Origin of the sequence: Bifidobacterium sp. ESL0775 (genome assembly GCF_029395475.1) — a bacterium.
Lineage (GTDB): Bacteria > Actinomycetota > Actinomycetes > Actinomycetales > Bifidobacteriaceae > Bifidobacterium.
Genome location: NZ_CP113917.1, coordinates 1,416,003 through 1,441,160 on the forward strand (window position 1 = coordinate 1,416,003; position 25,158 = coordinate 1,441,160).

27 protein-coding genes are annotated in these 25,158 nt (G+C 56.5%); 3 read left to right on the top strand and 24 right to left on the bottom strand.

Annotated features, from left to right (window positions below; all coding sequences use genetic code 11):
- Window positions 1-73: 73 nt before the first annotated feature.
- From OZX73_RS05245 to OZX73_RS05255, 3 genes are all read right to left on the bottom strand, one after another.
- On the bottom strand, window positions 74-937 hold the full coding sequence (locus OZX73_RS05245; RefSeq protein ID WP_277148214.1) for an aldo/keto reductase: 864 nt from the start codon (window positions 935-937) through the stop codon (window positions 74-76).
- A 237-nt stretch (window positions 938-1,174) separates the two neighbouring features.
- Window positions 1,175-2,098: an alpha/beta hydrolase-fold protein gene (locus tag OZX73_RS05250; protein WP_277148216.1), complete on the bottom strand. Its 924-nt coding sequence runs from the start codon at window positions 2,096-2,098 to the stop codon at window positions 1,175-1,177.
- Window positions 2,099-2,303: 205 nt separating this feature from the next.
- Entirely contained in the window at window positions 2,304-2,765 is a 462-nt protein-coding gene (locus OZX73_RS05255) for a YbhB/YbcL family Raf kinase inhibitor-like protein (protein ID WP_277148218.1), read from the bottom strand.
- Window positions 2,766-2,859: 94 nt separating this feature from the next.
- On the opposite strand from OZX73_RS05255, the gene OZX73_RS05260 reads away from it, so the two are divergent.
- Complete coding sequence (locus OZX73_RS05260; RefSeq protein WP_277148220.1) at window positions 2,860-3,777, top strand: type II CAAX endopeptidase family protein; 918 nt, start codon at window positions 2,860-2,862, stop codon at window positions 3,775-3,777.
- Between the two features lie 391 nt (window positions 3,778-4,168).
- Here OZX73_RS05260 and OZX73_RS05265 read toward each other — a convergent pair whose 3' ends face one another.
- Window positions 4,169-5,581, bottom strand: a complete 1,413-nt coding sequence (locus tag OZX73_RS05265; protein WP_277148222.1) for a hypothetical protein — start codon at window positions 5,579-5,581, stop codon at window positions 4,169-4,171.
- A 1,200-nt stretch (window positions 5,582-6,781) separates the two neighbouring features.
- Here OZX73_RS05265 and OZX73_RS05270 point away from each other — a divergent pair.
- Window positions 6,782-7,327, top strand: a complete 546-nt coding sequence (locus OZX73_RS05270; RefSeq protein ID WP_277148224.1) for a hypothetical protein — start codon at window positions 6,782-6,784, stop codon at window positions 7,325-7,327.
- Between the two features lie 105 nt (window positions 7,328-7,432).
- Here the strand turns inward: OZX73_RS05270 and OZX73_RS05275 are convergent, their stop codons facing one another.
- From OZX73_RS05275 to OZX73_RS05295, 5 genes are all read right to left on the bottom strand, one after another.
- Window positions 7,433-7,918, bottom strand: a complete 486-nt coding sequence (locus OZX73_RS05275; RefSeq protein WP_277148226.1) for a hypothetical protein — start codon at window positions 7,916-7,918, stop codon at window positions 7,433-7,435.
- A 504-nt stretch (window positions 7,919-8,422) separates the two neighbouring features.
- Window positions 8,423-8,803 (bottom strand): hypothetical protein, encoded by a 381-nt coding sequence (locus OZX73_RS05280; RefSeq protein ID WP_277148228.1) that lies wholly within the window; start codon window positions 8,801-8,803, stop codon window positions 8,423-8,425.
- A 300-nt stretch (window positions 8,804-9,103) separates the two neighbouring features.
- A complete protein-coding gene (locus OZX73_RS05285) occupies window positions 9,104-9,466 on the bottom strand; it encodes a phage holin (RefSeq protein ID WP_277148230.1) in 363 nt (120 codons plus the stop codon).
- Between the two features lie 13 nt (window positions 9,467-9,479).
- Window positions 9,480-10,772 carry a GH25 family lysozyme gene (locus OZX73_RS05290; protein ID WP_277148232.1) on the bottom strand — a complete coding sequence of 431 codons (1,293 nt, stop codon included), beginning with the start codon at window positions 10,770-10,772 and terminating at the stop codon, window positions 9,480-9,482.
- Window positions 10,773-10,848: 76 nt separating this feature from the next.
- A complete protein-coding gene (locus tag OZX73_RS05295; protein ID WP_277148234.1) occupies window positions 10,849-11,148 on the bottom strand; it encodes a hypothetical protein in 300 nt (99 codons plus the stop codon).
- A gap of 164 nt (window positions 11,149-11,312) precedes the next feature.
- Here OZX73_RS05295 and OZX73_RS05300 point away from each other — a divergent pair, with 164 nt between their 5' ends.
- Window positions 11,313-11,705, top strand: coding sequence for a hypothetical protein (locus OZX73_RS05300; protein ID WP_277148236.1), 393 nt, complete (start codon window positions 11,313-11,315; stop codon window positions 11,703-11,705).
- Window positions 11,706-11,761: 56 nt separating this feature from the next.
- On the opposite strand, the gene OZX73_RS05305 is transcribed toward OZX73_RS05300, so the two are convergent.
- The 15 genes from OZX73_RS05305 to OZX73_RS05375 all read right to left on the bottom strand — a co-directional run bounded on the left by OZX73_RS05305 (window position 11,762) and on the right by OZX73_RS05375 (window position 25,154).
- Window positions 11,762-13,795 (bottom strand): SGNH/GDSL hydrolase family protein, encoded by a 2,034-nt coding sequence (locus tag OZX73_RS05305; RefSeq protein ID WP_277148239.1) that lies wholly within the window; start codon window positions 13,793-13,795, stop codon window positions 11,762-11,764.
- Between the two features lie 60 nt (window positions 13,796-13,855).
- A complete protein-coding gene (locus OZX73_RS05310; protein WP_277148241.1) occupies window positions 13,856-14,218 on the bottom strand; it encodes a hypothetical protein in 363 nt (120 codons plus the stop codon).
- 51 nt (window positions 14,219-14,269) lie between these two features.
- Entirely contained in the window at window positions 14,270-14,842 is a 573-nt protein-coding gene (locus OZX73_RS05315) for a hypothetical protein (protein WP_277148243.1), read from the bottom strand.
- Window positions 14,843-14,845: 3 nt separating this feature from the next.
- The gene (locus tag OZX73_RS05320; RefSeq protein ID WP_277148245.1) at window positions 14,846-15,994 is read right to left on the bottom strand and encodes a hypothetical protein; all 1,149 of its coding nucleotides are present in this window, start codon (window positions 15,992-15,994) and stop codon (window positions 14,846-14,848) included.
- A gap of 3 nt (window positions 15,995-15,997) precedes the next feature.
- Window positions 15,998-16,726: a hypothetical protein gene (locus tag OZX73_RS05325; protein WP_277148247.1), complete on the bottom strand. Its 729-nt coding sequence runs from the start codon at window positions 16,724-16,726 to the stop codon at window positions 15,998-16,000.
- A 3-nt stretch (window positions 16,727-16,729) separates the two neighbouring features.
- A complete protein-coding gene (locus tag OZX73_RS05330; RefSeq protein WP_277148249.1) occupies window positions 16,730-18,292 on the bottom strand; it encodes a hypothetical protein in 1,563 nt (520 codons plus the stop codon).
- A complete protein-coding gene (locus OZX73_RS05335) occupies window positions 18,196-20,535 on the bottom strand; it encodes a hypothetical protein (RefSeq protein ID WP_277148251.1) in 2,340 nt (779 codons plus the stop codon). The genes OZX73_RS05330 and OZX73_RS05335 overlap by 97 nt, the downstream gene beginning before the upstream one ends.
- A 12-nt stretch (window positions 20,536-20,547) precedes the next feature.
- Window positions 20,548-20,817, bottom strand: coding sequence for a hypothetical protein (locus tag OZX73_RS05340; protein ID WP_277148253.1), 270 nt, complete (start codon window positions 20,815-20,817; stop codon window positions 20,548-20,550).
- A gap of 41 nt (window positions 20,818-20,858) precedes the next feature.
- Entirely contained in the window at window positions 20,859-21,266 is a 408-nt protein-coding gene (locus OZX73_RS05345) for a hypothetical protein (protein WP_277148255.1), read from the bottom strand.
- A gap of 96 nt (window positions 21,267-21,362) precedes the next feature.
- The gene (locus OZX73_RS05350; protein ID WP_277148257.1) at window positions 21,363-22,199 is read right to left on the bottom strand and encodes an Ig-like domain-containing protein; all 837 of its coding nucleotides are present in this window, start codon (window positions 22,197-22,199) and stop codon (window positions 21,363-21,365) included.
- Window positions 22,200-22,209: 10 nt separating this feature from the next.
- The gene (locus OZX73_RS05355) at window positions 22,210-22,647 is read right to left on the bottom strand and encodes a hypothetical protein (RefSeq protein WP_277148259.1); all 438 of its coding nucleotides are present in this window, start codon (window positions 22,645-22,647) and stop codon (window positions 22,210-22,212) included.
- The gene (locus OZX73_RS05360; protein ID WP_277148261.1) at window positions 22,644-22,979 is read right to left on the bottom strand and encodes an HK97 gp10 family phage protein; all 336 of its coding nucleotides are present in this window, start codon (window positions 22,977-22,979) and stop codon (window positions 22,644-22,646) included. Before OZX73_RS05360 ends, OZX73_RS05355 begins: the two co-directional genes overlap by 4 nt.
- Complete coding sequence (locus OZX73_RS05365) at window positions 22,979-23,371, bottom strand: hypothetical protein (RefSeq protein WP_277148263.1); 393 nt, start codon at window positions 23,369-23,371, stop codon at window positions 22,979-22,981. Before OZX73_RS05365 ends, OZX73_RS05360 begins: the two co-directional genes overlap by 1 nt.
- Entirely contained in the window at window positions 23,368-23,901 is a 534-nt protein-coding gene (locus OZX73_RS05370) for a hypothetical protein (protein WP_277148265.1), read from the bottom strand. The genes OZX73_RS05365 and OZX73_RS05370 overlap by 4 nt, the downstream gene beginning before the upstream one ends.
- A gap of 14 nt (window positions 23,902-23,915) precedes the next feature.
- A complete protein-coding gene (locus OZX73_RS05375) occupies window positions 23,916-25,154 on the bottom strand; it encodes a phage major capsid protein (RefSeq protein ID WP_277148267.1) in 1,239 nt (412 codons plus the stop codon).
- Window positions 25,155-25,158: the final 4 nt, after the last annotated feature.

The window sequence follows — 25,158 nt, forward strand, 5'->3', positions numbered from 1 at the left end:
TATCAGTTTTCCGACAAACCAGGTTGCATATCAATCGATGTATCGGCGATCGTCGATAAAATTGATGAAGTGATCAGCGTCCGCTGAACACAGGGAAATCGCTGGCCTCGCCATAATCCTTGACCTTCGGCATATTGCGAAGCGTCTGCATGTCTTCCGTGCTGATACTGAAATCGACCTCGGCATTGGCCTTGATATGGGCTTCGGAAGAAGCCTTGGGCAACGGCAACGTGCCGAGTTCCAGACAGTAACGAATCATCAGCTGAGGCACGGAGACACCATAACGTTCCGCCATCTTGGCCAGCTTCGGATTACCTGCCATCTCGCCATGGGCGATTGGCGAATATGCCTCGACCAGAATGCTGTTCTTCTTGGCGGTGTCGAGCAGATCGAAACGCGTGTTGCCCACATGTGTAAGCAGCTGGTTGACCACCGGCTTGATTTCGCAGTGCTGCAAAATGTTGTCAAGATCGACATTCTCGAAGTTCGAGACGCCAATGGCACGGACGTTACCGGCCTTCACGGCTTCTTCCATCGCCCGCCACGCCTCAAGGTTGCCTTCGAAGCAATGGTCGCCCTCGTGGAAATGGGACCAAGGTTCCGGTGCGTGGATGAGAAGCAGATCGATGTAATCGATATCGAGTGCCTTGAGCGAGGCTTCGATGGAGTTTTTGGCGGACTGGTAGTCCTTGTATTCGGCCCTCACCTTCGTACTGACGAACACATCCTCGCGCTTGAGACCCGAGGCGCGCACGCCTTCACCCACACCACGCTCGTTCCCGTAGGCCTGGGCGGTGTCGACATAGCGGTATCCGCACGCGAGCGCCGTCTGCACCGCCGCCCCGGCCTTGTCGTCGTCAATCAGCCACGTACCGAAACCCAATTTGGGAATTTGCACCCCGTTGTTCAATGCATAGTCTTCGTCAAGTATTGACATTTTGTTCCTTTTTCGATAGTCGGTAAGGTCTGTGCCTTGCGCTCCACGATTGCCGTCATATCATCACAGTAATGAACAAACTTGTTTATTGTTGGATTACAAATACGTTGGGCGTATCCTCATTCCGAAATCCAATGTAAAGACCTCAAGCGCTCGAAGTCAAAACCGTTCGAATCACCCTCAGCCATCAGCATATATCTGCATCTCTGAACGCTGTTGGGCCCGCGTCCGCATGAACTACTGTGCGAAGAGATACGGCACTCCGTGGCTGACCTCGGCCTTCAACGAGGCAAGGCCATGTTTACCTCCAGGATTCTCCCAGTACATGAGGTTCTGCTGGGTCATGATGTCTCCCTGCGTTTTTCGCAACGCGTCAATCTGAGGAAACATACCTGTCTTACTGTTGTCCTTCTCCCCCGTCATGGCAACGACCGTCACATCTTTGGACCCGTATCCTCTGGCCTTCAAACCCGCCACCAGACTTGCGGCGGTATCTGCGTCCGTGGTGCCGCCAGTGGTTTTATTGATCCAACTGGACTCGGCCATTGGCATGAAATCGTGGAAATACTGGGGTTTGGCCGCGAGCATCTCCCATGCGGTGATGCCTCCCATGGAATAGCCGCTGAAAGCCCTGTGTGCCCTGCTGGCGACGAAATCAGCCTCCGAAACACCCGAAGAATATGTCGTGAAACGACTTTCGACGGCCCGCATAAGGGGCTCAATCTCATCGGTGGCGAAGAATCGGTTCAGCGCATAATCCTTGTGGTAATCACGGACCACGAATGTGTCGTCGGGATAATACGTCGGGAAAACCACGAGCATCGGTTTGCCGGAAAGACACTCATCCAGTGTGCCCTGCATCTGCCCGGCCAGTTTCGGACCATTCGTCCACGAGCCATGCACCAAATACAGGATATTCATCGGTGTGCCTTTATGATATGCGGCGGGAACATAGACGCTCGCTGTTTTCGCGTAATGTTTTCCCTGGTAGGTGATGTCATAGCTTACCGTCTGAAGCTGGCTAACGACATTAGCTGGTTTTGCGGAAGCGCTATTTTGCTGTTTTCGGAGCGAACCACCCAACGCCCAGCAGACACCTCCCACAACCGCCACGACGACGAGTATTGCGCATGCCACAATCGCCACTTTGCGCCGCTTCATAACCACTCTTTCCTGCCAACAGGTCATTGCCGGTCAACGTTGCGCACGGCTTTACTGCTCCTGCACAGCTTCGCGCAGAGCAACCCAATTTGCATGCAACCAGCATGACCGATATATTTGTCTGGACAACTCGCTTATACCAGACTACCGCTGTTGCTTGGCAGGTTCAATTAACGACCGTCCTAGAGAGCATGACATTCGAAATCTATTCAAACGTTGCTTCAACACTGCCCATGCCAAGCACTTCGCCGTCCAACTCGGCTTTGAGTCTGCGGTAAGACGTCATTGGCCCAAGTCCAAGTTTCCGGTCCACGGCATAGACGGTGAACTCGTAACGGTGGCTGGTTCCTTTCGGCGGCTTCGGCCCGCGATAACGATGCCAGCCATACGCCATTCCCTGAACTGCATCACCGATTCCAGGCCGCGCTCCCTTGGCGATGCCCGCCGGCAAAGTATTTATAACCGGCAAATCCCAGATAAGCCAATGCGTCATTTCTCCGAACAATGGATGACTCATATCTCGCAGAACGACGGCCAATGTCTTGGCGTTGCTCGGAATGCCCGAAAACGTAAATTCCGGCGAAACGTCGCGCCCTCTCCCCGTAAATTCCGTTTTAAACTTACCGTTCTCATCGATAGCATTGCAAGCAACTTCAATCCGCTCCATCGCGATTTCTCCCTTTGCCTTTAATCGACCGTCGATTTTACAGGTAATAGATTATCATTATTTATTCAGAAGGAGTATTTCTGTTGAGAGGAGCATGATGCTGACACCAGACCACGAGAACGTGAAAGCCGGAAAGAAACAGGCTGCCGTCCGGACGCTGGTGCATCTTCTCGCTTTTATCCTGATATTCCTTGTGCTCTATGTTCCTGCCTTCATGCTGGTCAAACATGTTCTGCACATCCAGCGCTATGCCAGCGGCGAGAACCGATGGATGCTGTCCATGTCAGTATCGGCTCCGCTGGAAGTCGCAGCGGTCGTCATCGCCTACCTGATAGTGGTGATGTTGCTCGAAAAACGCAGAAACCCTTACGAACTACGACTCTCCCGGCTCCCAGGACTACCGGTTGGAATGTTCGCGGGCTTCGGCGTCATCGCCCTGTGCATCGGTATTCTCTTCCTTACCGGCAGCTATCGCGTCATCGACTTCAACCCGGACTACTCGCCGTGGATGGATATTTTCGTCATGGGCTTCTGCGGCGGCATCGGCGAGGAAATCGCGTGCCGCGGCATCATCTTCAGACTGCTCGAGGAATGGATCGGAACGTGGGGCGGCGTTCTGATTTCCGCCCTGTTGTTCGGGCTCATGCACCTGAACAACCCCAGAGCGACGCTGTGGGGAGCACTCGCCCTCGCAATAGAGTCCGGCGCGCTGTTCGCGGCCATCTACGCGTGGACCAGATCACTGTGGTGGGTCATCGGCTTCCACGCCATGTGGAACGTCGCCGAAGGCCCGATATTCGGTTCCGTCGTCTCCGGCCTCGGCAAGCAATCGTCATGGTTCACCGCAAGTTGGCAAGGCCCCGCAATCCTGACCGGCGGCTCCTTCGGCTTCGAAGCCAGCATCGTTCCGGTCGTGGTGTGCGGTTTGCTTGCGGTATTTCTATTGGTTTCTCTGCAGAAGCGAGGAAAAGTTATTAAGCCATTATGGAAACGAAATCCGAACAGACTATAGACCAACAACAGCTACTATTAACAGCTAGCTTTTGCCAACCAAATTAACAAAAACATAAATAGATAAACGCAATGATGAAGCAAAAGTTGTGACACTCTAAAATGAGTAAAATCATTGAACTCTGTTTATTCTATCAGAATCCCGCCCAGAAAGCAGAATAACAAAACTCTCAATCCTTTGAATATCCTGAGGATTCCAAACGATATAACAAAATTTTACTTTGCATTATTTGTCAGTTCACCGAGGAAATCATTGGCACCAAACAGTTCCCCGAAACACTTCACACTGTTCGATTTCCACTAAAACCAAGAAATTTTAAGAAACAGTAAAAAGGCTTGAAACCATGAATAACTGAAATCATCGTCCCTTTATGGTTAAAGACTTGATTTAGTCAATCATCATTTTCCACACAAGGCAAGAGCTCTCTACTCTGAAGTTTTAACAAATCGCATACATATTGAAGTTCTTCTTTATTTGATGAGCCCATGGTTATTATCTCTTCAAGTAACGAAATCGAATTCTCAAGCTCATCTACATCTTCATATAGTCCATTCCAGATCTTTCCCGCTATTCTCAAAGCTTCATCTCGACTCGATTCGCTAGGAAATTGATCTAATAAAGATCTTTCGAAATAAGGTTGTGTATTCACGAGTTTCATGTCCCATTCTCTAAGAGTCTTTGCATCAGCTGGTATTTCAGGATCACTTTCACAAGCAAGCCAATCCCAAATCCTCGCGTATTTATCTAGCTCCCCTAGAGCCCATAAATCAGTATCTGGCAACAACCCTTTTGCTATTCCAGTTGCCATTTTGGCTTCTTGATTTGTTTTAGGCCCATCAAAGCCAATATTTAAAAGTAGCTGTTCAAAGAATTCTCCTACGACAAAAGGCGGCCAGGAATCCAACTTTCTTCCCGCCCACCCCCGTCTCAAATTGGAGGCATAAATCTGAGCATCTTGAACTGTATCGAATTTATTAAAAATAGTTCTTGCATGTCTGATGTAGAGAACTTGTCCATTTTTACTTTTTAAATCAAACTCTAACCCAAGTAAGAAAAACACGGACTCTGAGGCACTACCATCTTTTTTAGAGCCTTCAAGCAACTTGTCCAGAATATAATCAGCTATTGCGACTTCCCCTTGGGGGTGTATTCTCCAATCGAGTTTTTCATACTTTTTCAGATAAGGAAGCAGCCCACTCAAGATTGTCTCATAAGTAGAAGTTGGGAGGCTTCTAAATTTGTCATTAAGCAATCTCAGCACCGGCACAGTCCCATATTTTGCGACATTAATGAGATGCTTTACGATATCAGATGGCTCAGTAAACGGATCTTTACTTAACGAATCTAGAATTCTTGACCATATTTCATAAGCAGAACCAAAATTACTGCTAATCATATCCAGATAAGCGAACCTAGCCTGATTCCGGAATTGTTGCTGATTACCAGATTGAGAACCAACCAACCATCGATATGCTCCATATACCATAATCGAATAAAGTACACTGCCACACACAAGCAGCATCACCATGATTAAATAAATATGCTCATGCCATAGCATACATGGCATAACCATACATATAAATCCAAAGACGAAACGAACCGGCCGAATCACATATTTAATGATAACGGCATTGTCAAAGCCCTTATCATGAATATCAAAAAGCAGCAAAGCCAGGGGAATAAGTAACGCAAACCAACATGCAACATAAGATTGTATACCGCTTTCATCAACCCAATCGCCGATAACTTTATCGATTTGCTCGTATGCAAACAGAAAGAAGTTCCAACCTTGTTCCAAAGCCACTTGCATTTACACTAGCTCTCCCCGCTATAACCTGAATCTGATAAAGATTAGAGTACTCGAAGGTATCGTTTATACAAATATCAGAAAATTATCAGTTAATTTCTTGCTATATTGCTCGTAGAAACAAAATTAATATTGATAGTACTTTATGAAATTTTTAGAATTGTTGGTTTTATCCAGAAAGGAAAAGAGAGGACATGAAAATCAACTTCTTAAATAAGTTACGATATATCATACAGAAAACATAATTTCGGTAGAATCGACAGACATAAATCGGAATACTGCGCTTATGCAGGAGGTTCAGGATTAGGGAATCACCCAACTGTCCGGCACTACGACAATCTGCAAAGAATCTGTCCTCCATCTGGCACAGCGGCATGGTATCGAGACCGGCGGGTATCTCGAATGTGTCGGCAGTCTCAGACGCGAACCTGAAAATCAGTATTCAGCCAAAGCAGTGGCTGTTTATGTCGAAGGGGAACGGATCGGTTATTTGCCAGGCACCTTGGCACCTCGAGTTGAAGTCAGCTCCAACAAACACAATCCTACTCCGGTTCCGATACGCCTGTTCACAGCCATCGCGCCAAAGGGTTCAGAGGCGAAGCATGGTACTGGATAGGCCAAGCATCACCGCAATGGCTATACTCTGAAACCAACCGGCCGCCACTGTCACCGCAGGAAAAAGCTCGTTCAAACAAAGAATATGCCGAAAAACTAGTCCATGAGGCCCATAAGGAGGGAGGAGAACGGGCGAAGCAGTTCGAACAAGGAACCGCACAGGGAATTGACTATCTTAAAACAGTGGAACCCATCAAGCAACTCAAGCGAGAGGGATGTCTGGACGAGGCGTTATGACTATGCTCCATCGCCATATAAGGTTCCGAGAAGGAAGCAAAAGCCACGGGACGCGAACCTGCACCATGGTATACAGAACAGGCAGCGATCATCCTGCACAAACTCAAAACCCGATGAAGAAGCCGTGTTGCGTCGTTGAATCGAACACTGCCCGCCACATTACGTCGAGCAGAATCCAAATGACACCGTAATCATACGACTCAAGAAATTGCAAACCAAAAAGAAAATCACATAAAAAAGGTAACTATAGCTCAGTTAATCGTTGCAGCATCTTAATTGTCTTTTAATACTTTGTTATACTTATAGTTATTATAAAATATTCACAGCTGAATAAAGGAACAGGAAATGCCGGTTACAGATCTCTTCACAGAGGTGATGTCTGAATATTCACAGGACAAGCGTCAGAATTTATCAAATTCACATGAAGAACATATGCAAGTTGATGAATTTTATCGCGAAGTTGGTGTCAAAAAACTAGAAGAAGCAGTAACTTTCTGGACTCACTATCTTGTAAACATGAAAGAAATTGGCAAAGATTCAAAAAACGGAACTTTAGAAAAAGGGCTTAGGAAAAACGAAGAACTAATTATTGTTTATGGGTCCGCCCGTACAATTCACGATTATGCCGCTTTCCAACAATACAGTTATGCATGCAATAGCTCAACTGAATCAAATCCACAAAATCCGTATGAAATAATGATTTTTTACACTCAGGTAATAGTTGATTTAAAATACGATTTCACTGGTATTAAAACTAATCCACTTGACTTGTTAAGGCTTCAGATAAATGATATCTCTGAAGCTGAGAATGAAAAACTAGCTATCAAAGCATATAGAGACGTAATGGATAAACTTGGCGTTCCTAAATCCGAGAGCAAAAAGAATAAATGACCTTCTTTATTTTGCTTTCCGAGATGCCGACGCAATATGTGTCCGACTAGTTACTAGCATTCTCTGATTTTCCGCACCCGCACCCCCTGTTTCATGTTGCGGGTTTTATTTCCCTGCTTCCGGCACCTTGATGATTGGTTTGCGGTTGCCTTTGACCGCGAACGGGAAGCTGTTGGCCTGCTCGGATATGTTTCGGACGAGCTTCTTGATTTCATCCGCATGACCGGTCAAGGATAGAAACTGCGAGATGGCTTTATCGTAGTGGTTTTTGTTCTCGGTATTCAGTTGCTTCCAATTGATGTTTTTGAAATGCTTCAACAGCGGTTGGGAATCCGGCGGGAGACTGATCTTCCCTTGCTCGATGAGCACCGCGATGATGGGATATCCGGCATAATGCTGCCAGTACGTCGCGTTGTCGTTGGAGGTATACAGTCGCTCGGAGATCATCACCGTATAACGTTTCGTGCGAGCCGATGAAGTCACGATAGCCTTAGATTCCGGACTACACAATTCCACACGACCATCTGCCACCGCGCTTAAAGCCTCGTATATCTTTGCGATTGGAGTTGGTTTTCTAAGAATATCGGCCATTAAGCGGTCTCCTTTCCATACTTCATCCGTAAGGGCTAAGTTTCCTGAACCAGCCGTAGCTGGATTACGGTTTCGGTCAGAGTTCACGTAGACATTTCTGAGCCTGTAGCCATCATCCCACTGGCAATGACAATGTAAAGGTTAACGCAAAGGAACATACAGAAATATCCACGATTCTATAAGAAACAGAAATACTGAAAAATTGTAAGCCATCGTGTCGCAATCGTGTCTAGACACCAAAACAGCTAAAATCACAAGACCAAGAAACGTTGGAATTTCAACGTTTTCGGTCGGGATGACAGGATTTGAACCTGCGACATCCTGTTACTACCGACCGTTAAACGAAGAAACCTGTCAAAGACGATAACGACGATAAACGTTGGAATAAAGCCATTTCTCAAATCATACCATAAAACGATAGAGACGGTAGAATCGCTGTTTCACGGTTCCAATGTTGACTGAATGTTGACTGGACCCAAAAATTCATAGACTTCCAAATTCGTACTATTGAAATAATCCCAAACAGGAAGAAGCCACGGTAGCAATCAATGCGATTGGTTTGAGAATTAATAACCACACCTGTTCAGAATCCATTTTATATGTTTCCCTTAAGCCCTTCTCAGACTGTTCATTTGCAATGCATTTTTTTATTTCTATCTCCTTTGCCGAATAATCATATTCCATAAAACCTGCGATAAAAATAAGAATAATAACGAAAATTTTATAAATATTGCTCCACAAATTTCCTAAATTGAAAATTAGAATCAGAGCATAAAAAACAATAAGCGCTAAAACCACTAACAAATAAACTATCCACCCTATTGGGTTTATCTCTTTAGCCATAGCCTTATCAAGGATTATTTTATTATTTTTCTTACTGTCCATTATTGTCTTCCTTCGAAAATACTGAATGACTACGCAAGTATAAGGCTTATTAATTAACACACAAGAAAGCATCGATTTTCAACGTTTAAAATGACGAATCATGTATTGTTATGTACGATTCTGGTCATAATCGACTGGTTTGTTTCCAACGTTTCTGAGGCGAAATGGCTAAACGGGTTTTGTGGCAGCAATTAGTCCGAAAACGACGAAAGCGCCCCGCCCGGCTTTGAATGCCGGTGCAGGGCGCTTGGGTTAAGGATTCGGCATCAATCTCAATAATTGATGCCGTTTTATGGATGGTCAGCCTGCCTTGATCTTGGCGTGGAGCTTGCTGATGCCCATGCATCCGCCGAGGAAGGTGTCGACCGCTGTGATGATGAGTACCGCTAGGCCGGTCTGTTGCCAGCCGACGCCGTAGCCGATGCCGGCCACGAGGGTCGCGAGTGCCGGCAGCACGGTGATGACGATCCAGAAGAGGATGTCGTAGACCTTGTTGGGCAGGAGCCATGCCGGCATCGAGCCGTCAGGCTGGGTCGGATTGACATCCTGTGCGGGCACTGAGGGCTGTACTGTCTCGTCGTCCTGTGTGGCCATGTCGGTGGTTTCGACGAGCTTCTGCAGGCCGGGCGAGCCGATGGCGTGCCGTGGTTTTTCTTCTTCCATGTTTCGCCTCCTTTCAGTAGTTGAGGATCTCACCCGGATAGATGAGGTTGGGGTTGCCGCTGCGGTAGCCGTGCAGTTGGCCGGCACTGATGCCGAGCCGGCCAGCGATGCCACTAAGAGTGTCCCCCGGATTGACCCTGACGGTGCGACCGGCGGAACCTGTGTCGCCGGTGGTGCGGAGCCGCTCGCCAGGGTAGATCGTGTAGGGCCACGAGAGCCCGTTGAGGTTGGCGATGATGCGCCAGTCTTGCGGCCAGATCTTCGACAAATAGTCGTTCGGCTTGACCACGTAGACAGCGGTGCCGCTCGGGTCGGTGCCGCCGTAGCCGAGACGCTGGTTGACGATGGCCATGACGTCCTGGTAGTGGCCTCCCAGCGCGACCCGGCGGTAGGGGTTGTTGCCGTAGTCGCCGCGGATGACCTTGTCGGCCATCTGCTCGTCCGTGAGCGCCGGGGCCCGAGGCTGCTGCACCGGGTTCGGCGTGGAAGGCGTCGGGTTCGGGTCGGTGCGCGGGTGTTTCTTCGGGTTGGCGTAGGCGTCCCAATCGGTAGGAGACCCCCAGAACTTGTCGAGGTCGAGGCGGCCGGCCCAGCCGGGCAGATAGCCGGAGCTGGAGTACTGGCGCATCATCTCGCCGCGCGAATGGCTGCGCCACGGCTCATCCTGGTAGCCGGTCGGGTCCATGGTGGCGTACTGCGCGATCCACACGCCCACGTCCATCTGTGTCTCGATGCCCTGAATCTGCCAGTATGCGGAGTCCTGCAGGTAGACCACGGGGTTCACGCCGGTCAGGTCCTTGACCCGCTGGCACCACTGACGCACCCAGCCGCCGTTGCCGAAGTTCGCATTGTCCTGCGACTCCCAGTCCAGAATCAGCATGGATTTGTACAGGTAGCCCATGCTCTTCACGGTGTTGACGAAGAAGTCGGCCTGCTGCGTGGCATCGCCCGTCTGCGCGTACGCGTAGACGCCGGTCTTCTTGCCCGCCGAGGTCGCCTGGTCGAGCTGGCGCTGCGCGTCCGCGTTGACCCCGTTGACCAGGCCGTTGGGGGTGGTGCCGGAATTCGGCCATGTGGTGCCGACGATGACGAAATCCCCTGGCGTCTGCGCGGTGTTGATGCCGGTCTGCCAGTTCGATATGTCGTAGCCGTTCATGTCGGCGTACGCGGGTGTGGCCATCAGGCCCAGCACCGCCACCACCGCCACGAGCAGGCACTTAAGGTCGCGCTGCACCTTGGCCATAGAATGGCGCGCGTAGTACACCCCGACCTTGTGGCGCGGGCGGGCCTTGTTGCGGATAGTCATGTTCCTTCTCTCCTTTGGATTTGGATACGGTATAGCCCGCACCGGGATGGTGCGGGCGAGGATTGTTGCCGGTCGTTTATTTCGTGTCGGGACCTACATGGGCTTCGACGATCTCCTTGTGCAGTTGGGTGCCGACGCCGTTGCCTCCCATCTGGTGGTAGGCGTCGTAGACCTCGTCGGCTTCGGTCTTGACGTCGACGGGGACGGGTTTGCCGACCTTCACGGTCTGGGCATGGATGTCGATGAGTTCAGCCCGCAGCAGACAGCGCATGCCCTTGATGAGCGCGTGCCCGTACTTCCATGCCAGACCCAATGCGGTGACCAGGCTCCCTCCCACGAAGGGCACGAGCCAATCGATGATCTCCTGAAACGGCATGATTCCGGCTTTCCTGAAGGCCGACACCCTGAAGGCGCGGCAAAAGTAAGTTTGCTGAAGAAGCGGAGGATTGTACCACCGGACCGATTCAGGGGGTGCGGACGCGCGGTGCCCAGAACCTTGCCCCTATCCTTCTGCATTGAGTACGAAAGGTAGAAAAAAACATGTATCAGTCCAGGCATAAGAAAAATGGCAGGCGCAACATGAAACACGCCGTTAAAAAAGCGAATTCCTTTAAGGAAAGGCATCAGACGACAAGCCGAAAGAAATGTTCTCCAGGGTTTTGGGATGCCTTTGGGCGTCTCCCACTGCGGTTTATTGTTGCTATTCTGTTGATCCACCTGGTCACCCTCGAACTGACAGGCGGTTACGAGAAGGCCTGGATGAGCGAGGCCTATTCACTCTTCGGCATCGGTAGCCTGTGGCTGCAGTCGTCCAATCTGATCGGATTCCTCAAGACCTTCGCCGAGAAATACTCACAGAAGGGGGCCGCGGCCATCGAACGGATCGCCTCGGTACTCGGAATCATGGGAATCTTCCTGATGATGATCGCGTAAGGGAATGGCGCCTACCCGGCGGCACTTGCCCATCCCCGCAAGGACGCCGTCCATGATCATTCCCGTGTGGTGGTTTTGGCGATGGGTCCGAGTGTCTGCCAGATGCGGTCGACGATGGCCTGCATGCCCTTGTCTCCGGGGTGTCGGGCCAGGCTGGGGTCGTCGATGGTGTGGGTGGTGCGGTCGGGCCAGGTCACGGTCGCGCCCATGGAGGCCTGGTTGTCCTTGGTGTTGAGGTCGCCGATGGTCAGGTGCCAGCCGCCCACGCCTGCCATGGCGTCGTCGATGGCGGGGTTGAGCGAGGGCTGGTCGAACCAGCCGCTGACGAACATGACGACCGCGCCGCGGGCCTTGGCGCGGATGGCGCGGGCCAGCGGGCCTACCTGCGAGCGGAACGCCGCGCGGCGCTGGTCGTTGTTGACGTTGTCGCCGAGCTGGATGAGCACGAGGTCCTCGTCGCCGTGCAGGGTGGCGGCGAACGCGTCGGCCCGCGCCTGTGTGGCGTCGACCTCGAAGCCGTACCCGCTGGATGTGGTGACCGTGTCGCCGGTCTTGTCCCCGTCGTCCCAGCAATGGTAGGTGACGCCGGGGTTGATGCCGTGCAGTTTCCCGGCGAGCAGGCTCACCCAGTCGTGTTCGGGGTCGCTGGCTGCCATGCCCGTGGTCAGGCTGTTGCCGAGCACGCGCACCCGTGTGATCGTCTTGGAGAGCGCCTGAATGGCGGGCGTGCCGTCGTTGCCGATCGTGATCCTCCATTTCGCCCCGTCGGGCGAGGTCAGGAGCTGTTCGGGTACGGGCTTGGTCGCGAGCGCCTCGAGGCGTTGGAGGGTGCCGCGCAGGTCGCCGTCGTCGGCCCATTGGTCCTGGATGTCGATGGTGGCGGTGAGGTGGTAGTCGCCGTCCTCGGTTCCGGTGATCCAGATCCTGTCGAGGGGCGCGCCGGCGTGGGCGGATATCTCGTCGAGGTCGAGCCTGGTGTCGTGCCGGCCTGCCGGCACGTTGACGCCCATGGGCGGTTCGTGGAGTTTCCCGGAGGTGTCGAGGACGATGGGGCTGATGTTCAGGGGCTTGTCGCAGTCGGTCTGGATGGTGAGCCGGCCCATGTCCGAACCGACCATCGCGGTGATGCCGCCGAATGTCGATACGCCGTTGCGTTTGCCGCCCGTGACCGTCCATGTGGCGGTGGTGCCGTCGATGGAGGCGAGGGTCCCGGTGGTGACCGGCCCGAACAGGCCGACGGCCCGGGGCAGGCATGCGGGTTTGACCATGTCGATCTGGATGCCGTGGCTGTTCTCCCCGCCGAGCCACCGGTCGGCCACGGCGGCGAGTGTGACTCGGAACGCCGTGCCCTGTTCCGACGGGTCGGTCGGCCATTGCACGACGAGCCAGCGGTTGCCTGCGGGGTTCGACCCGGAGCACACCACGCTGGCCGAGAGATCGTCGTAGGAGGCCATCCGGCAGTCGAGCGCCCGGTCGGTGATGCCCTTGCCCGTGTTGGCGTCCCACACGCTCACCCTGACACGCGTGTCCATGCGTCCCGTCCCCCGGAGCAGCAGTTTCGGCCTGGGGCTGATGGTCACGCGCGCGTTGACCAGCGCTGGGGCGCGCAGGATCGGGACCATCACCACCACGCCCGTGTCGCCCGCGCCAGGCGTGGCGGCGGCGGTGTCCGAAGAGACGCCCGCCACCGTGTTATGCCTCGAGAAATCGTTGTCGGTGAACCCGATGGCGCGCCTCACGTCGAGGATCGTGTCGCTGCGGGCCACGAGCCCCTCGCCGATGCCGGCCGTGGCGTTGAGCCTCGCGCCGGTGAGCTCGCGGCCGGGCACCTTGTCGTCGGTGACCGCGCCCTGCTGTATCGCGCCGGCGTACACCGACGAGTCGCCCACCACGGCCACGTTCCCGCCGCTCATCGCCAGGCGCGCGTCCTGCGCGAGGTTCCTCAGGCTCACCTGCCCGGTGCCGTCCAGGTCGACCTTGCCGTCCACCAGGCCGCGCAGCTCGGCCGAGGCCCTGACCCCGGCCTCCCGGCCCGCCGCGCCGCCCGCGCCCGCGGCCACCGCGCGCACATCCGAGGAGCACGGGTCCACCGCCTCCACCACGTCCACGATCTCTTCGCTCATCATCCACTCTCCTTATCGATTGCCTGTTCAGTCGTTCAACGCCCAGTAGCCCCAAGCCAGCGTGCGCACCGTACCGCCGTCCGGGCTCTCGACCACGCACTTCCACCGGCCCGACCGCCGCTGCGACCACACGGGGCCCGTGAAGGCCGACGGCGGGATATCGGCCACCGCGTACCCGTCCGAGGTCATCTCCCCGCACGGCTGCGAATACCACGGCTCCGACCCGACTGGCGGGTACAGCTGTACCCGCCCGGACCAGGCGGACAGGTCGACCGTCCTGATTGAGCCGTCCTTCAGGCTCCGCTGCCTCCACCGGCCGCCCAGACAGTTGCCGTCGCCCCGCACCAGGCGCACGTCCTTCCGGCCGACCGGCCTCCCATAGACACCCATCACATGCCTCCTATCGGTTTTTTAAAAAACGCTGCTCGTATCCATGAACTCTCAGGCGATGCTCATGACCGTCACCGTCATGTCCACGCCGCCGATCGGCGACGGCGCCTCCACGGTGGAACGCCCGTAGAGGGTGATGACCTGATCGGCATTGACTATCAGGGAAGTGGTGCCGCCGAAGCTGTCGCCGTTGGCGGTCACGCCGGGGAACGAGCCGATGCGGGTACCACCGATCATCGCCTCAAGCAGCGGAATGCCCTCGCCGCTCTTGACGGCAGTGACCCCGACGAGCAGCAGGGCTCTGGTCTTGCCATGGCCGGTGTCACGTCGCACCGGCATCGACTCCAATGCGACCCACCCGCCACCGAGGCTCACCCCGCCGATGGACTGTTTGTAGGTGGCCACGGTCGGCATGGCCCGAAGGATCTGCTCCTGCTGCTCCTGCAGCTTGCGCTTGATCTGCTGTATCTCGGTGCCCGTGGGACGGTTCGCCTCGTGCTTCTCACGTTCCCGCTTTTCCGCGGCGCGTTGGGAAACGAGGAAGGGGTCGGCGGTGCCAGGCATGTAGTAGCGTTGCGGGGTCCACGCCTCCGAGGCGCGGACGGACGGGGATGCGGTTCCCATAATCTATCCCCTTTCACGCGCCTGCACGGTCAGCCAGTCCGAATCGGACGAGCCGGAAACGTCGGTGACCTTCAGACGCAGCTTGCGGTCGCTCAGGTAGTCGTCCTCGACGCGCAGATCGAGGTGGTCGCCCACGTGCGGGTCGTATTCCGCGCCGATTCTGACCGAATAGGTCTCGTCGGGCCACGCGCCGGTCGATGCCTGGCTGCGCGCGTACGTGCGCAGAGTACTGATATCACTGACGGTGGTGTGCTCGGTGTTCGTCGACTGCAAAAAAGGCATGCCCGGGTCGCGGTACTGCGGGGGTATGGTGGCGCGGGCCATGACGGTCTTGTCATCATCCTTGCCACCCGAAGCCCACACCTCCGAGGTCAACGGCGTGCCGTCCTCGGCCACCGAATCAAGCTTCACATGCTGTCCGGGCACCGCCGCGTTGAGGTTGAGCTCGTGGTCGACCAGCTCGTGCGCGGCCTCGAGACTGTAGGAAAGCCGGCCACCGGCATCGAGCGTGGGGGTGAAACGGTATTCCATCGCCGCGTCCAGCTCGGAGAGGTCGCGGAGCCGGTCGCCCGTGGTGGCCAGATCGTACCCGCCGTACGTGCGCGTGTACGAGCCGCCCTCCAAAGGCGGGAGGCTGAACGGCAGTTCGCCCCATTTCAGCGTCTCGGCAATCAGGCCTCGCGCGAGGTCGCGGTAGGAGCCAGTGAGCGTCAACCCCCAGTCGCCGATCGGATGATCCTCGTCCACCAGCACATCACCATCCGCAAACGACGAGTCGAGCCCGTGGTTGAGGACGAGCCGTTTGCCCAGAAGCGTCCAGCCGCCCCCGCAGGTGAACGTCAGTTTGCGGCTTTCGGCGTCCCAGGCGCGCGAGGTCGCCACACCCGCATGAATCACATGCTGGCCGCGCTGCACCGCCAGGATCACACGCCACGGACGCAAAGCCGCGTGCATGTCCTCGTCATCGATCCTGAGATCCCTGGCCGTCGCATTGAACCCAATTTCCACAGACAGCTGGCCCGGCTCATTGATCGAATCCGACCACGAGCAAGACGTAAACGGCAGACGCGTCAGATGCCCACCGGTCACCGCACTATAGGCGTGCACCATCAACGGCTTCAAATTTTCCAGCGGCTTCGAATATTCGACCATGATTCACCTCCAGGCAGGGCGTACCAGCATGCGCAGCCCCGACCCCGAATACGACGCGTTCACCGTACTATCCCCCGGCGGGATACGGAACGCGTCATCCACACCCACCACGCCCTGCGAGGGCATCATGTCCGCGAAATCAAGCCTCAACCACGACGGCGAGCCGCTCCACACCACCCGCTGGCCGTTCAAATCCAGTGTGAACGAGGAAACAGAATCGGCCTCCACAATCGGCCATGTCGCCACATTGCCCGCGTTCGACACCCTGATCGAACCTCCCGATGCGGGGAACGACGCCCAGTCGCCGTACTTGTGCGGATCTGGGCAATACAGCACGAGGCCGAAACCGAAACCCTGCTCCCGCCTGTGCATCGTCGGCGAAGGATCGTCGGCGAGCGCCCCGGTGAGCTGGTACCGTCCGTTGGCGTCCTCGACGGTGATGGTGAGCCTGCGGCCGAACAGGTCGCACACGCGCCGTACGGCCTGCGCGGCCTCGACGGAACTGAGCCGGTTGGCCTCGCAGTCGAGGGTTATCGTTCGGCCTTTCTGGGTGAGCCTGCTGGGCCAGTAGTCGCCGTCCTGCTGCGGGATGCTCTCGAACGACTCCTTGTACTGCGGGGTGCCGAGCAGCCCCTGGATGCCGTCCTTTTTAATGCCCCAGACGTCATGGCGCCAGACGAAGGAGTCCGAAAGGACGATGGTGTCGACGTCACTGGTCAGCGTAATACGCATCGTTTACCACCTTTCCACGGCCGCCTTCGAACGTTGCCCCCATACCGCCAGCAGCGTGTCCGGATCCATTCCGCGCGCGTCGATGCTGGCCGGAGCGTAGATGTTTTTGGTGGAACTTATGGTTTTCTGGTTTGTTTCGATTTTTCCGGTCCGGTTCATTCGGTCAAGATTGCCGATGCCTATTTTTCTTGCCGATGCGGCTTTGATGACGTATTCCTGGTCGCTGAGCAGTGTGAGATTGCTGTCGCTGGTCGTTGTGCCGGCGCCTCGGAACCAGCCTGAAAGCCCTCCAGACGCGAATGCCTGTATTGGTCCTCCCCCGGCTCGTCCGATCTGTCCGCCATTGGCTTTTCCGGTGAAGAACATTTCGATGTTGCTTGGGATTTTCTTGATCCAGTCGATGATGTTACTGATGACGCCGCTGGCCCTGTCTTCCGCAGTGACGGTTGCGTCGACGTTTCGGCCGTTGTAGCTGTCAAGGGCGCTGTTGGCGTTGCCGGCTCCCTGGATGGCGTTCGACGGGTCGGAGTTCAGTGTGGAGTTCGCCGACTTGCCATTGAACGCGTCGAGGGTTCCACGCGCGTATTGGGTTCCGCCGATGACGCTGCTGTTGTCAGCCAGGAGCTTGGAGCCGGCCGTCTTGCCGTTGAACGAGTTCAGTGTTCCGGAGGCGCCGTTGGTCTTGTTCACGACATCGCTGTTGTCGGCGGTGAGTTTCCCTGTCGCTTTCTTGGTGCTGAACGTGCGCATGCTGGTGACGGCGCCTTCGGTCTTTGCTTTCACGTCGGTGTCATCTGCGGTGAGTATCGACTGCACCTTTTTGGGCAGCTTGTCCATGTTCTCGTGGAGTTTCGCGACGTCGCCGCCGGCTTCCGCCGTCAGCGCCTTCATGACGGTGGTCTTCTGGCTTGGCGTGAGCCCCAAAGTGTCGAGATACGCCTGGATCTGGCCTTTCGACAGGGTGGTATCGGCCTTGAAGGTCGTGTTGACGTTCTTGGGTATCAGTCCGAGGCTGTCGGCGTATTGGTTGGCGGCCTGCTCGCTCATGCCCTGCTGCTCTAGAGTCTGCACGAGCTGGTCGCGCATCTGCTGGACACTGTTCTTCGCGTTCTGCACCGCCGTGGACATGTCGCCGGAGGCCTTGCCGTACTGCAGCTGGGCCTGTACGTTCTGCCAGAGCGCATCCGTGGCACGGTTGATCGCCTGCTGGGACTCGTTCGTGAGCTGCCCGTTGCTGGCGAGGCTGTCGCCGTTGGCCTTGAGGGTCGTGGCAAGCTGGCTGAAAGCGGATTGCACGCCGCTGGTGCCGTTGGCGATGCCCTGCTGGGTCTGCGAATAGGTGACCATTTCGGCGATAGTCGCCTTGTACTGGTCGCGCAGCTTGCTGACGGCGTCGTTCACCCCGCCCATGCCGGTCATGACTCCCTCGGTCTTGTCCTGCAGCTCCTGATAGGCGCTGCCTGACCCTTCTACGGCTTTCTGGAAGGTCTGGAAGCTGATGCCGTTGTGCTGGAGAGTGTCGGAGAGGTTCTTGTCGCGCCCGAAGGTCGCGATCTTGCGAGCCAACTGTAGTCACCTTTAACGCCGGTCTGGAGCTGGCCCATGAAGGAGGCGTAGGCGTCAGCCCCGCCTTTCATGGATTGGCTGAACTCATCCGAAAGCTGCTTGCTGGTGGTGAGCTTGTTCGCCACCAGCCCGAGAACTGCGGTGATTGCCACGCCGGCCGCAACACCCTTCAGAGAGATGCCGCTGAAGGCGCCTTCCGTCTTCTTGCCAGCCGTTTCGGTCTTGCTGCCGGCGGAAGCGGTCTGGCTGGCGGCGTTCTGCGCGGCAGTTCCGACTCCGCTGAGCTCCCGTTCGGCGTTCATGATCGGTGTGGCGTCGAAAAGTTTCCGGCTGAAGAACTCGCCGATCTTGCCCGAAGCGGTGCCGATGGCTCCAGCCACTCCGGTGACGCCTCTGGTGAGTGTGGCGATTGGTCCGATGACGGATCCGATCTTGCCGCCGAAGATAGCGGTCACACCAATGGCCCCCTGCACGGGAGCAGGCAGCTGGGCGAACGCCTTGGCGACGTTGGAGACGATTTCGATGGCGGGTCTGAGGATGTTGAGGGTTGTGGTGAGTGTCTGCACGCCGCGCGTGGCGATGCCCATGCCGGATACGGTGCCTTTGAGGCTGCCGTTGACGGATGTGATGGATCCGTTGGTGCGCACGAATTCGCCGCGCACCCCTCTCAGGGCGCGCTCGAAGTTGCTGACGGTCTTGGAATCCATGCCCCGCAGAGCCTGGTTGAAGGCCTTGCCGAAAGAGCCGGTCTTGAGGAAATCTACGAGTCCTTTGACGGCGCTCTTGGCGCGTCCGGTGACGTTCTCGATGCTTTTCGCTGTGGAATCGTCGACGTGGAACGCATCTTTGAAAGCCTGATTGACACCGCCTGTACGGAGAAGGTTGACCGACCCGTCCACAGCTTTGGGCAGCCATTGGAAGAACCCTTGCAGCTTGCCGTTGACCTTGTCGATGACGTCGATGCCCATGTCGCCCAAGGCGCCGATGGCGGAGATGAACCCGCTGCCGATGGTCGTCTTGATGCCGGCCAGCTGGTGCTGCAGGATGACGTACTTGCCATAAGGCGTGTCGGCGAGCGCCTTGTTGACGCCGCCGAAGTTCTGTTCGAGTACCTGGGCGGCGACGGCGGCTTTCTGGCTTTCGGTGCCGTTCTGCAGGAGCTTTTTCTGGTTGGCGTCGAGGGTGACGCCGTAGCGGCTGAGCGCACCGACATTGCCGGTCATGACCTTGCCGAGCAGGTTGGCCATCTGGACGCCGTCATCGGCGGTGGCGTTGTAGCCTTTCTGGTTGGCGATCAGGTCGGCGAGCGCCGGTGTGAGTGTTCTGACGCTGTCTCCGGTGAGTTTGAAGGTGCCGAGTTGCGCTTGGGCGGCTTTGAGTGTTCCGGCGCTGATGACGCCTGTTTTGCCGAGGGTCTTGTTGAGGTCGAGCAGGCCGTTGACCTGGTCGCTGCTCCATTTGTTGTTGGAGGCGATCTGCTGGAATTTGGCGGTGGCTTCGCTGGCCTGATTGTAGGTGTCGATGGCGCTGCGGCCGAAGTTGACGACGTTGCGCACGCCGGTGGCGATGAGGCTGCCGATGGCAACGGTGCTGGCCTTGATGCCGCCGGAGACCTTCTGGTAGGCGCCGGCGAACCCGTTGACCTCGCCGGTGGCTCCGTTGAGTTTGGTCTGGTTGAGTCCGTGGACTGAGCTTCGAATTTTGTCGACGGCGGCGGTGAACAGGCTGGTCTTGGGCGGCTGGACGGTTGCTTTGGAGTCGCTGACCGCCTTTTGGGCGTCCTTGAGCCGTTTGTCGGCCTTGGCGAGGGTGTCTGAGGCGGTTTCCTCTTTGCGTCTGGCGCTGGCGAGTCGTTCGCTGGCGGCGACTGCTTTGGCGCTGTCCGCGCCGAATTTCGCGATGGTCTCGTTGAGCTGGGCTTCGGCTACTTTGACCTTGCCGGCGGCGTCCTGCTGCTTGAGGCGGGCGTTGGTCATGGCACGCGCCGCGCTGGCGACTTCGGACTGGAGCTTCTTGAGTCCTGGTGAGGCGAAATCGCCGGCAGTGCCGTTGAACGCGCTTTTCATGTCGCGGCCAAGCTGGCTGCCGGTCTTGCGGCCGACACCCTTGAACGCGTTGCCGAAGATGTTGCCGCCCTCGCGGCCGGAGGCCTGCATCTCCTTGTTGACCAGGGATCGGAAGCCGGTCATGACCGGGAAAATCGATACGTGGCCGCTGCCGACCTCTGCGCCATTCCCGCTCATGATCCGCCTCCCTTAGTTGTTGATGCCGCTGCCGGGTATGGGGCTGAGCAGGCTTTGCGCCTGCTTGAGCTCCTCATCGCTAGGTTCCTCTTCGCCGCCGGTTTGTTTGTACTTGATTGGTGTCGGCGCTCCGACGCCATGCCTTATGAGGTCATCGACAAGATCGCCCCACGTGACGGGGAACAGCAAATCCATGTGCTTGGCGCCGGTGAGCGTGCTCGAATCGTCAAGTATCGCAGCACGAAGCGCGATGGCGTCCCCGTAGCGGAGCCGGTCGCCCACATCGCCGGTGAGCGACCAACCGTAACGGGCGAAGTCGGCGGCTACTTCTGTGCGGTCTGGTTCGACTTGCTGCCAGAAGGTTCGTATTTTCCCAGTGTCGCCATCTGGACGTTCTCGACGACATCCCCGTATTTGCTCGCAATGGCCAGAAGACTTGCGTTGAGTTCCGCCCTGATCGCCTTCTTCTTGCCGGGGTTCTCCTTTTCGAGCATCCGGATGATCTGATCCAGGGGCGAGAGGTCGTCATCGATGTCATCGAAATAGTTTCCTGGAATGGCGAGCGCCATCTTGTAGGTGTTGCCGGAGATGGTGCGGATGTAGAGATTGGGGTATTTGACGATGTACTTGTTCTCCAACTGCCTGCCGGCATCCTTAATGCCCTGTTCGAGTTGTTCTTCGGTGGCGTTGTCGAAGTCGAGGCCGGCGGGGATCGTGTTGTTCTTTTCCATAGGTTGTTCACTCCTTTTTGAATCTCACTTTTGGATGGTTTTGAAAATCCCTCCGCCGTGGAGAGTGAGAAAACCACGGCGGAGGGAAATGCTGAATCAGGCGGTGACGGTGACCTCGCATGAAGCCGTTTTGCCGCCGCTGTTGGTGGTCGCAGTGATAGCCGCTGTTCCTGTGGCCTTGGCGGTCACGGTTCCGGCGGAATCGACAGTCGCCACAGACGTGTCCAAAGATGCCCAGGTAACGGTCTTGTCCGAGGCATCATCGTTGGTCACGGTGGCGGTGAGGCTGCCGGTCTCGCCGACCGTGAGATCGAGCGTCGCCGGGGTGACCGATACGCCAGTGGCAGGAACGGAGTTCTTGGTGTCGATGACCCATTCGTTGAACTTGGTGGTCGCACCGTCGCCGATAAGAGAGTCGGTCTGCCATTTCAGGGTCACGTCCCGGCCTTGGGCGGTGCCGCGTTCGGACTGGTCGACTTCGGTGGTATCGATCTGGATGACACCGTTGCGCCGGCGGATGACGCCGTTCTTGAACACCTCTTCGGTGAACAGCAGCCACTTGGTATCGGGCGTGTAGGTGCTGACCGGGATCATGCCGTTTTCGTCCGGATCCTTGCCGGTGATGAACTTGCGCACTACCTTGTTGAATTCGGCCAGCCCGACCTTCAGGGTCATATCCGGCGAAGCGTTGAGCTGGTAGCCCTGCTGGTAGAACTCGATTGCGTCGCCCTTTTCCTGGCCTTCGCTGAAGCCTCCGTCCTTCTTGATGAGGCCCAGCCACAGGTAGGGGTTCGGCTGCGGCCATGTCACGGTCTTGCCGCCTCCCATCTGAGAGGTGAGCACGTTCGCCGCCGAATACGGGGCGATGGCGATCTGGCCGGTGACCGGTACGTCTACGGCGGTCAGGTCATTGCCTTTGGCATCTGCTGCCATGATTGTTCTCCTAACTGGCCGCCGTTGCGGTGGCCGAATCCATTGGTTTGCCGACCACCGTGTATTCGATGGTCATGTATCGTCGCGCATAATCGTGATCGTCCTGCACCGCGTACGGCCCGTTGCAACCCTCATCGACGACTGCGGCGATCGGCGACCCCTCTGCGATGCAGATGTCGGGATCGGTGAGATGGGCGTAGATGAGACGGGCGAGGTCGTTCGCTGGCTTGTCGTCGGTCTTGGAACCGGCGAGAACGGTGACCCCGATGCTCCGGTCGAACGTGACGGGCGAGCCCTTGGGCCCGGAATCGTCACGGACGATGACCACGGGCTGTTCAAGTGGTGTGGTCAGATTGTTTGGCTCCTTGTTCGCCGCACGGATATCCGGAAGCCGTGAGCGCAGGTAACCGGTGAGATAGAGTTCAAGGTCTGGCGGCAGGACGGTCATTTCGCCGCCTTTAATGCGCGGGCAAGGTTGCCGGTCCTGCTTTCTACAAACATTGTCTTCGCGTCGGTGCCGACCACCATGTACGTGTTGCGGTGGGCATGCGCGACTTTCTTGATTTGCAGTCCCCTGCGGTAATCACCTGGACGACCCGGATGTTTCTCAGGATCCGAATATGCGGGATCGTTGGGATCCCCGACTGGTGCCGTCGCCTGTGCTTGTGCGAGCACCGCTTCGGCTTTCTGTTTGCAGAGGCTGTCGACCTTTGCGCTTTTCATGATTTCGTCAAAGAACTTGTCGTTGAATTCGACTGTTGTCTGTCCTTTTGCGGGCATCAGCCGATCACCTCCTCAAGGCTGGCGACGAGAGTGGGCTGCCAGCCGGTAAACACGTTCTGGTCGCAGGTCGGATAGCCGACCACGTTCCAGATTCGTCCGTCAGAGGTTTGCAGCCGGTCGCCGCGTTGTATGTCGATGGCCGGATCGTCGGAGACGAATTGCGCGGTGGAAATGACTTCGCTGCGCGTGGCGTCGTCCTGCTCGACACTGGATTTCGAAGACAACATCCCGACTATCTTTTCCTGGTCAGCTTTTTCCCATCCACTAAGCGTGGTGTGGTCAGGATCGTACGGGTCTTTGACCTGTGTACGTCTGAGACGGGTGAAAGTCTGCTGCGCCCCGAATGCGAAATTGTTCGGATCAGAAGCGATGAAATCCTGGGCTTTCATGAGACGCCCCAGGTGAGCTTGTATGGGCTGAGGCTGTCTTTCTCTATCTGCAGGAGCGGCACTGATATGGGTGCGCCACCGGCCGTCAAATAGGAGACGGTCGAGCCGTTGGCTGACTGGCTAGCGATGACTCCGGGGCCGTTGGCCGCCCGTTTCGCAACGCGAAGAATAAGGGACACCACGTCGGCGACTTGTTCCACGTCGTAGCCGTGCTTCAGCTTCACTTTGATGGAGCTGAGCCCTTCGGGGAATACGCCGTGCCTGCGCTGGATGATGCCCTTAACACTCCAGTCGATGTCATCGACGATTTCCTTATCTTCGACGAGCACACTGGTGATGCCGGTGACATGAAGCGACGGGAGCAGAAGCGTCCTGGTGCCATCACCATCCAGAGTGATGGTCTGCTCGAGGTTGGGGGCGATGTGCCAGCCGCAGTACGAGCGGACCGACTGTTGCGCAGCATTCAGCCACAGCGACGAATTCACCGTGGTATCAGCTTTTACGATGTCAGGAGTCTGGCACATCGCCATCACCTCATTTCATTTCACTTGCCGGATTTCGGAGCCGAGGCCTGGCCGAGCGTGACCTTGACGAAGGCCTTGGGGTACTTGACCTGCAGGCCGAGGCGCTCCTTGATGCGTACGGTGACCTTGTCGTTGGTGAAATCGTCCTCGTGGCTGTTGGTGGAGTCGATGCGCAGCCCGTTCTTGCGGAAGACTTTGCCGCCTTGGGCGAAGGCGCCGACGAGCGCGGTGCCGATCGGCACGCCTGCAGTGACCACCGTGCGCAACCCCCAGATCGGAGGCTGCTGCAGGATCGCCCCGTTCCCGTACTGGCCTCCGAAGTATCCTCCGCCGTAATACTGGCCATTGGAGTCCTTGCCGAGGCGGAGGGCCTCGTAGTCCTTCGGGTTGATGACGATGCCGTCGGCGTTGAGCTTGGTGGCGTTGGAGATCATGGCGAAGGTCTTGAACAGCCGGTCGGCGTCGGAGTCGTCCGATTGGCCGAGCGTCTGAATCTCACGGGAGAACAGGCCCTTGATGTTGGTATCGACGCCATCACCGTTGAGAAGCTGGTCCTCCTCGACTTCACGGAGGTTGTAGGTGGCGTAGTCGTTGACCTCGGATTGCAGCCATTCGAGATCCTCGAGCATGTTGTCGGAAACCTTGAAGAACGCCGCCACTTCCTTCAGCGCATCGGTCACCCAGGTGGGATCCGCAAGATGGACCTGTGACTTCTGCTTGCCTTCACCGACTGTTTTAGCGGTGCCTTCGAGCGATCCGAACACAGGGTATTCGATCACGTTGCCTGACACGGTGCCGGAGCCGAACAGGTCGGCGATGACCAGCGGACGCTGGTAGGGCATCACCGCTTCGCGGTCAATGTCGGTGATATACGGCCCGTAAGCCCCGTCATGGCCGCCTACGGTCTGGGTGTCGCTGTTGGCCTTGTATTCGACATGCATGTCGGCCTTCAGATGCCCACCGAGGTCGGCGACCTTCTTGGCGAACATGGAACCGGGCGTACGCTGCTTGGGCTCGCTGCCGTCACCTTCCGATGCTGGAGTTGGCCCGTCGTCGCCGAGTGCCGCGATCTTGCCGACCAATCCGGCGGTCTCGTTGGCCTTGCTGATCTTTTCGTCGAGGTCGCCGACCTGTGCGATCAGGTCGTTGATGTTCTTCACATCGTCGTCGGAGAGACTGTCGCCGCCGTCCTTGAGTTTAGCCTGGTATTCCTTGAGCTGGTTGTATGCTGCAGCTCGCTTTTCCTTCAAAGTAGCCATTCCG

Excerpts from the sequence above, each read along its gene's own strand:
- OZX73_RS05245 (WP_277148214.1), bottom strand. The coding sequence starts at position 937 with ATGTCAATACTTGACGAAGACTATGCATTGAACAACGGGGTGCAAATT.
- OZX73_RS05250 (WP_277148216.1), bottom strand. The coding sequence starts at position 2,098 with ATGAAGCGGCGCAAAGTGGCGATTGTGGCATGCGCAATACTCGTCGTC.
- OZX73_RS05255 (WP_277148218.1), bottom strand. The coding sequence starts at position 2,765 with ATGGAGCGGATTGAAGTTGCTTGCAATGCTATCGATGAGAACGGTAAG.
- OZX73_RS05260 (WP_277148220.1), top strand. The coding sequence starts at position 2,860 with ATGATGCTGACACCAGACCACGAGAACGTGAAAGCCGGAAAGAAACAG.
- OZX73_RS05270 (WP_277148224.1), top strand. The coding sequence starts at position 6,782 with ATGCCGGTTACAGATCTCTTCACAGAGGTGATGTCTGAATATTCACAG.
- OZX73_RS05275 (WP_277148226.1), bottom strand. The coding sequence starts at position 7,918 with ATGGCCGATATTCTTAGAAAACCAACTCCAATCGCAAAGATATACGAG.
- OZX73_RS05280 (WP_277148228.1), bottom strand. The coding sequence starts at position 8,803 with ATGGACAGTAAGAAAAATAATAAAATAATCCTTGATAAGGCTATGGCT.
- OZX73_RS05285 (WP_277148230.1), bottom strand. The coding sequence starts at position 9,466 with ATGGAAGAAGAAAAACCACGGCACGCCATCGGCTCGCCCGGCCTGCAG.
- OZX73_RS05290 (WP_277148232.1), bottom strand. The coding sequence starts at position 10,772 with ATGACTATCCGCAACAAGGCCCGCCCGCGCCACAAGGTCGGGGTGTAC.
- OZX73_RS05295 (WP_277148234.1), bottom strand. The coding sequence starts at position 11,148 with ATGCCGTTTCAGGAGATCATCGATTGGCTCGTGCCCTTCGTGGGAGGG.
- OZX73_RS05300 (WP_277148236.1), top strand. The coding sequence starts at position 11,313 with ATGTATCAGTCCAGGCATAAGAAAAATGGCAGGCGCAACATGAAACAC.
- OZX73_RS05310 (WP_277148241.1), bottom strand. The coding sequence starts at position 14,218 with ATGGGTGTCTATGGGAGGCCGGTCGGCCGGAAGGACGTGCGCCTGGTG.
- OZX73_RS05315 (WP_277148243.1), bottom strand. The coding sequence starts at position 14,842 with ATGGGAACCGCATCCCCGTCCGTCCGCGCCTCGGAGGCGTGGACCCCG.
- OZX73_RS05320 (WP_277148245.1), bottom strand. The coding sequence starts at position 15,994 with ATGGTCGAATATTCGAAGCCGCTGGAAAATTTGAAGCCGTTGATGGTG.
- OZX73_RS05325 (WP_277148247.1), bottom strand. The coding sequence starts at position 16,726 with ATGCGTATTACGCTGACCAGTGACGTCGACACCATCGTCCTTTCGGAC.
- OZX73_RS05335 (WP_277148251.1), bottom strand. The coding sequence starts at position 20,535 with ATGAGCGGGAATGGCGCAGAGGTCGGCAGCGGCCACGTATCGATTTTC.
- OZX73_RS05345 (WP_277148255.1), bottom strand. The coding sequence starts at position 21,266 with ATGGAAAAGAACAACACGATCCCCGCCGGCCTCGACTTCGACAACGCC.
- OZX73_RS05350 (WP_277148257.1), bottom strand. The coding sequence starts at position 22,199 with ATGGCAGCAGATGCCAAAGGCAATGACCTGACCGCCGTAGACGTACCG.
- OZX73_RS05355 (WP_277148259.1), bottom strand. The coding sequence starts at position 22,647 with ATGACCGTCCTGCCGCCAGACCTTGAACTCTATCTCACCGGTTACCTG.
- OZX73_RS05360 (WP_277148261.1), bottom strand. The coding sequence starts at position 22,979 with ATGCCCGCAAAAGGACAGACAACAGTCGAATTCAACGACAAGTTCTTT.
- OZX73_RS05365 (WP_277148263.1), bottom strand. The coding sequence starts at position 23,371 with ATGAAAGCCCAGGATTTCATCGCTTCTGATCCGAACAATTTCGCATTC.
- OZX73_RS05370 (WP_277148265.1), bottom strand. The coding sequence starts at position 23,901 with ATGGCGATGTGCCAGACTCCTGACATCGTAAAAGCTGATACCACGGTG.
- OZX73_RS05375 (WP_277148267.1), bottom strand. The coding sequence starts at position 25,154 with ATGGCTACTTTGAAGGAAAAGCGAGCTGCAGCATACAACCAGCTCAAG.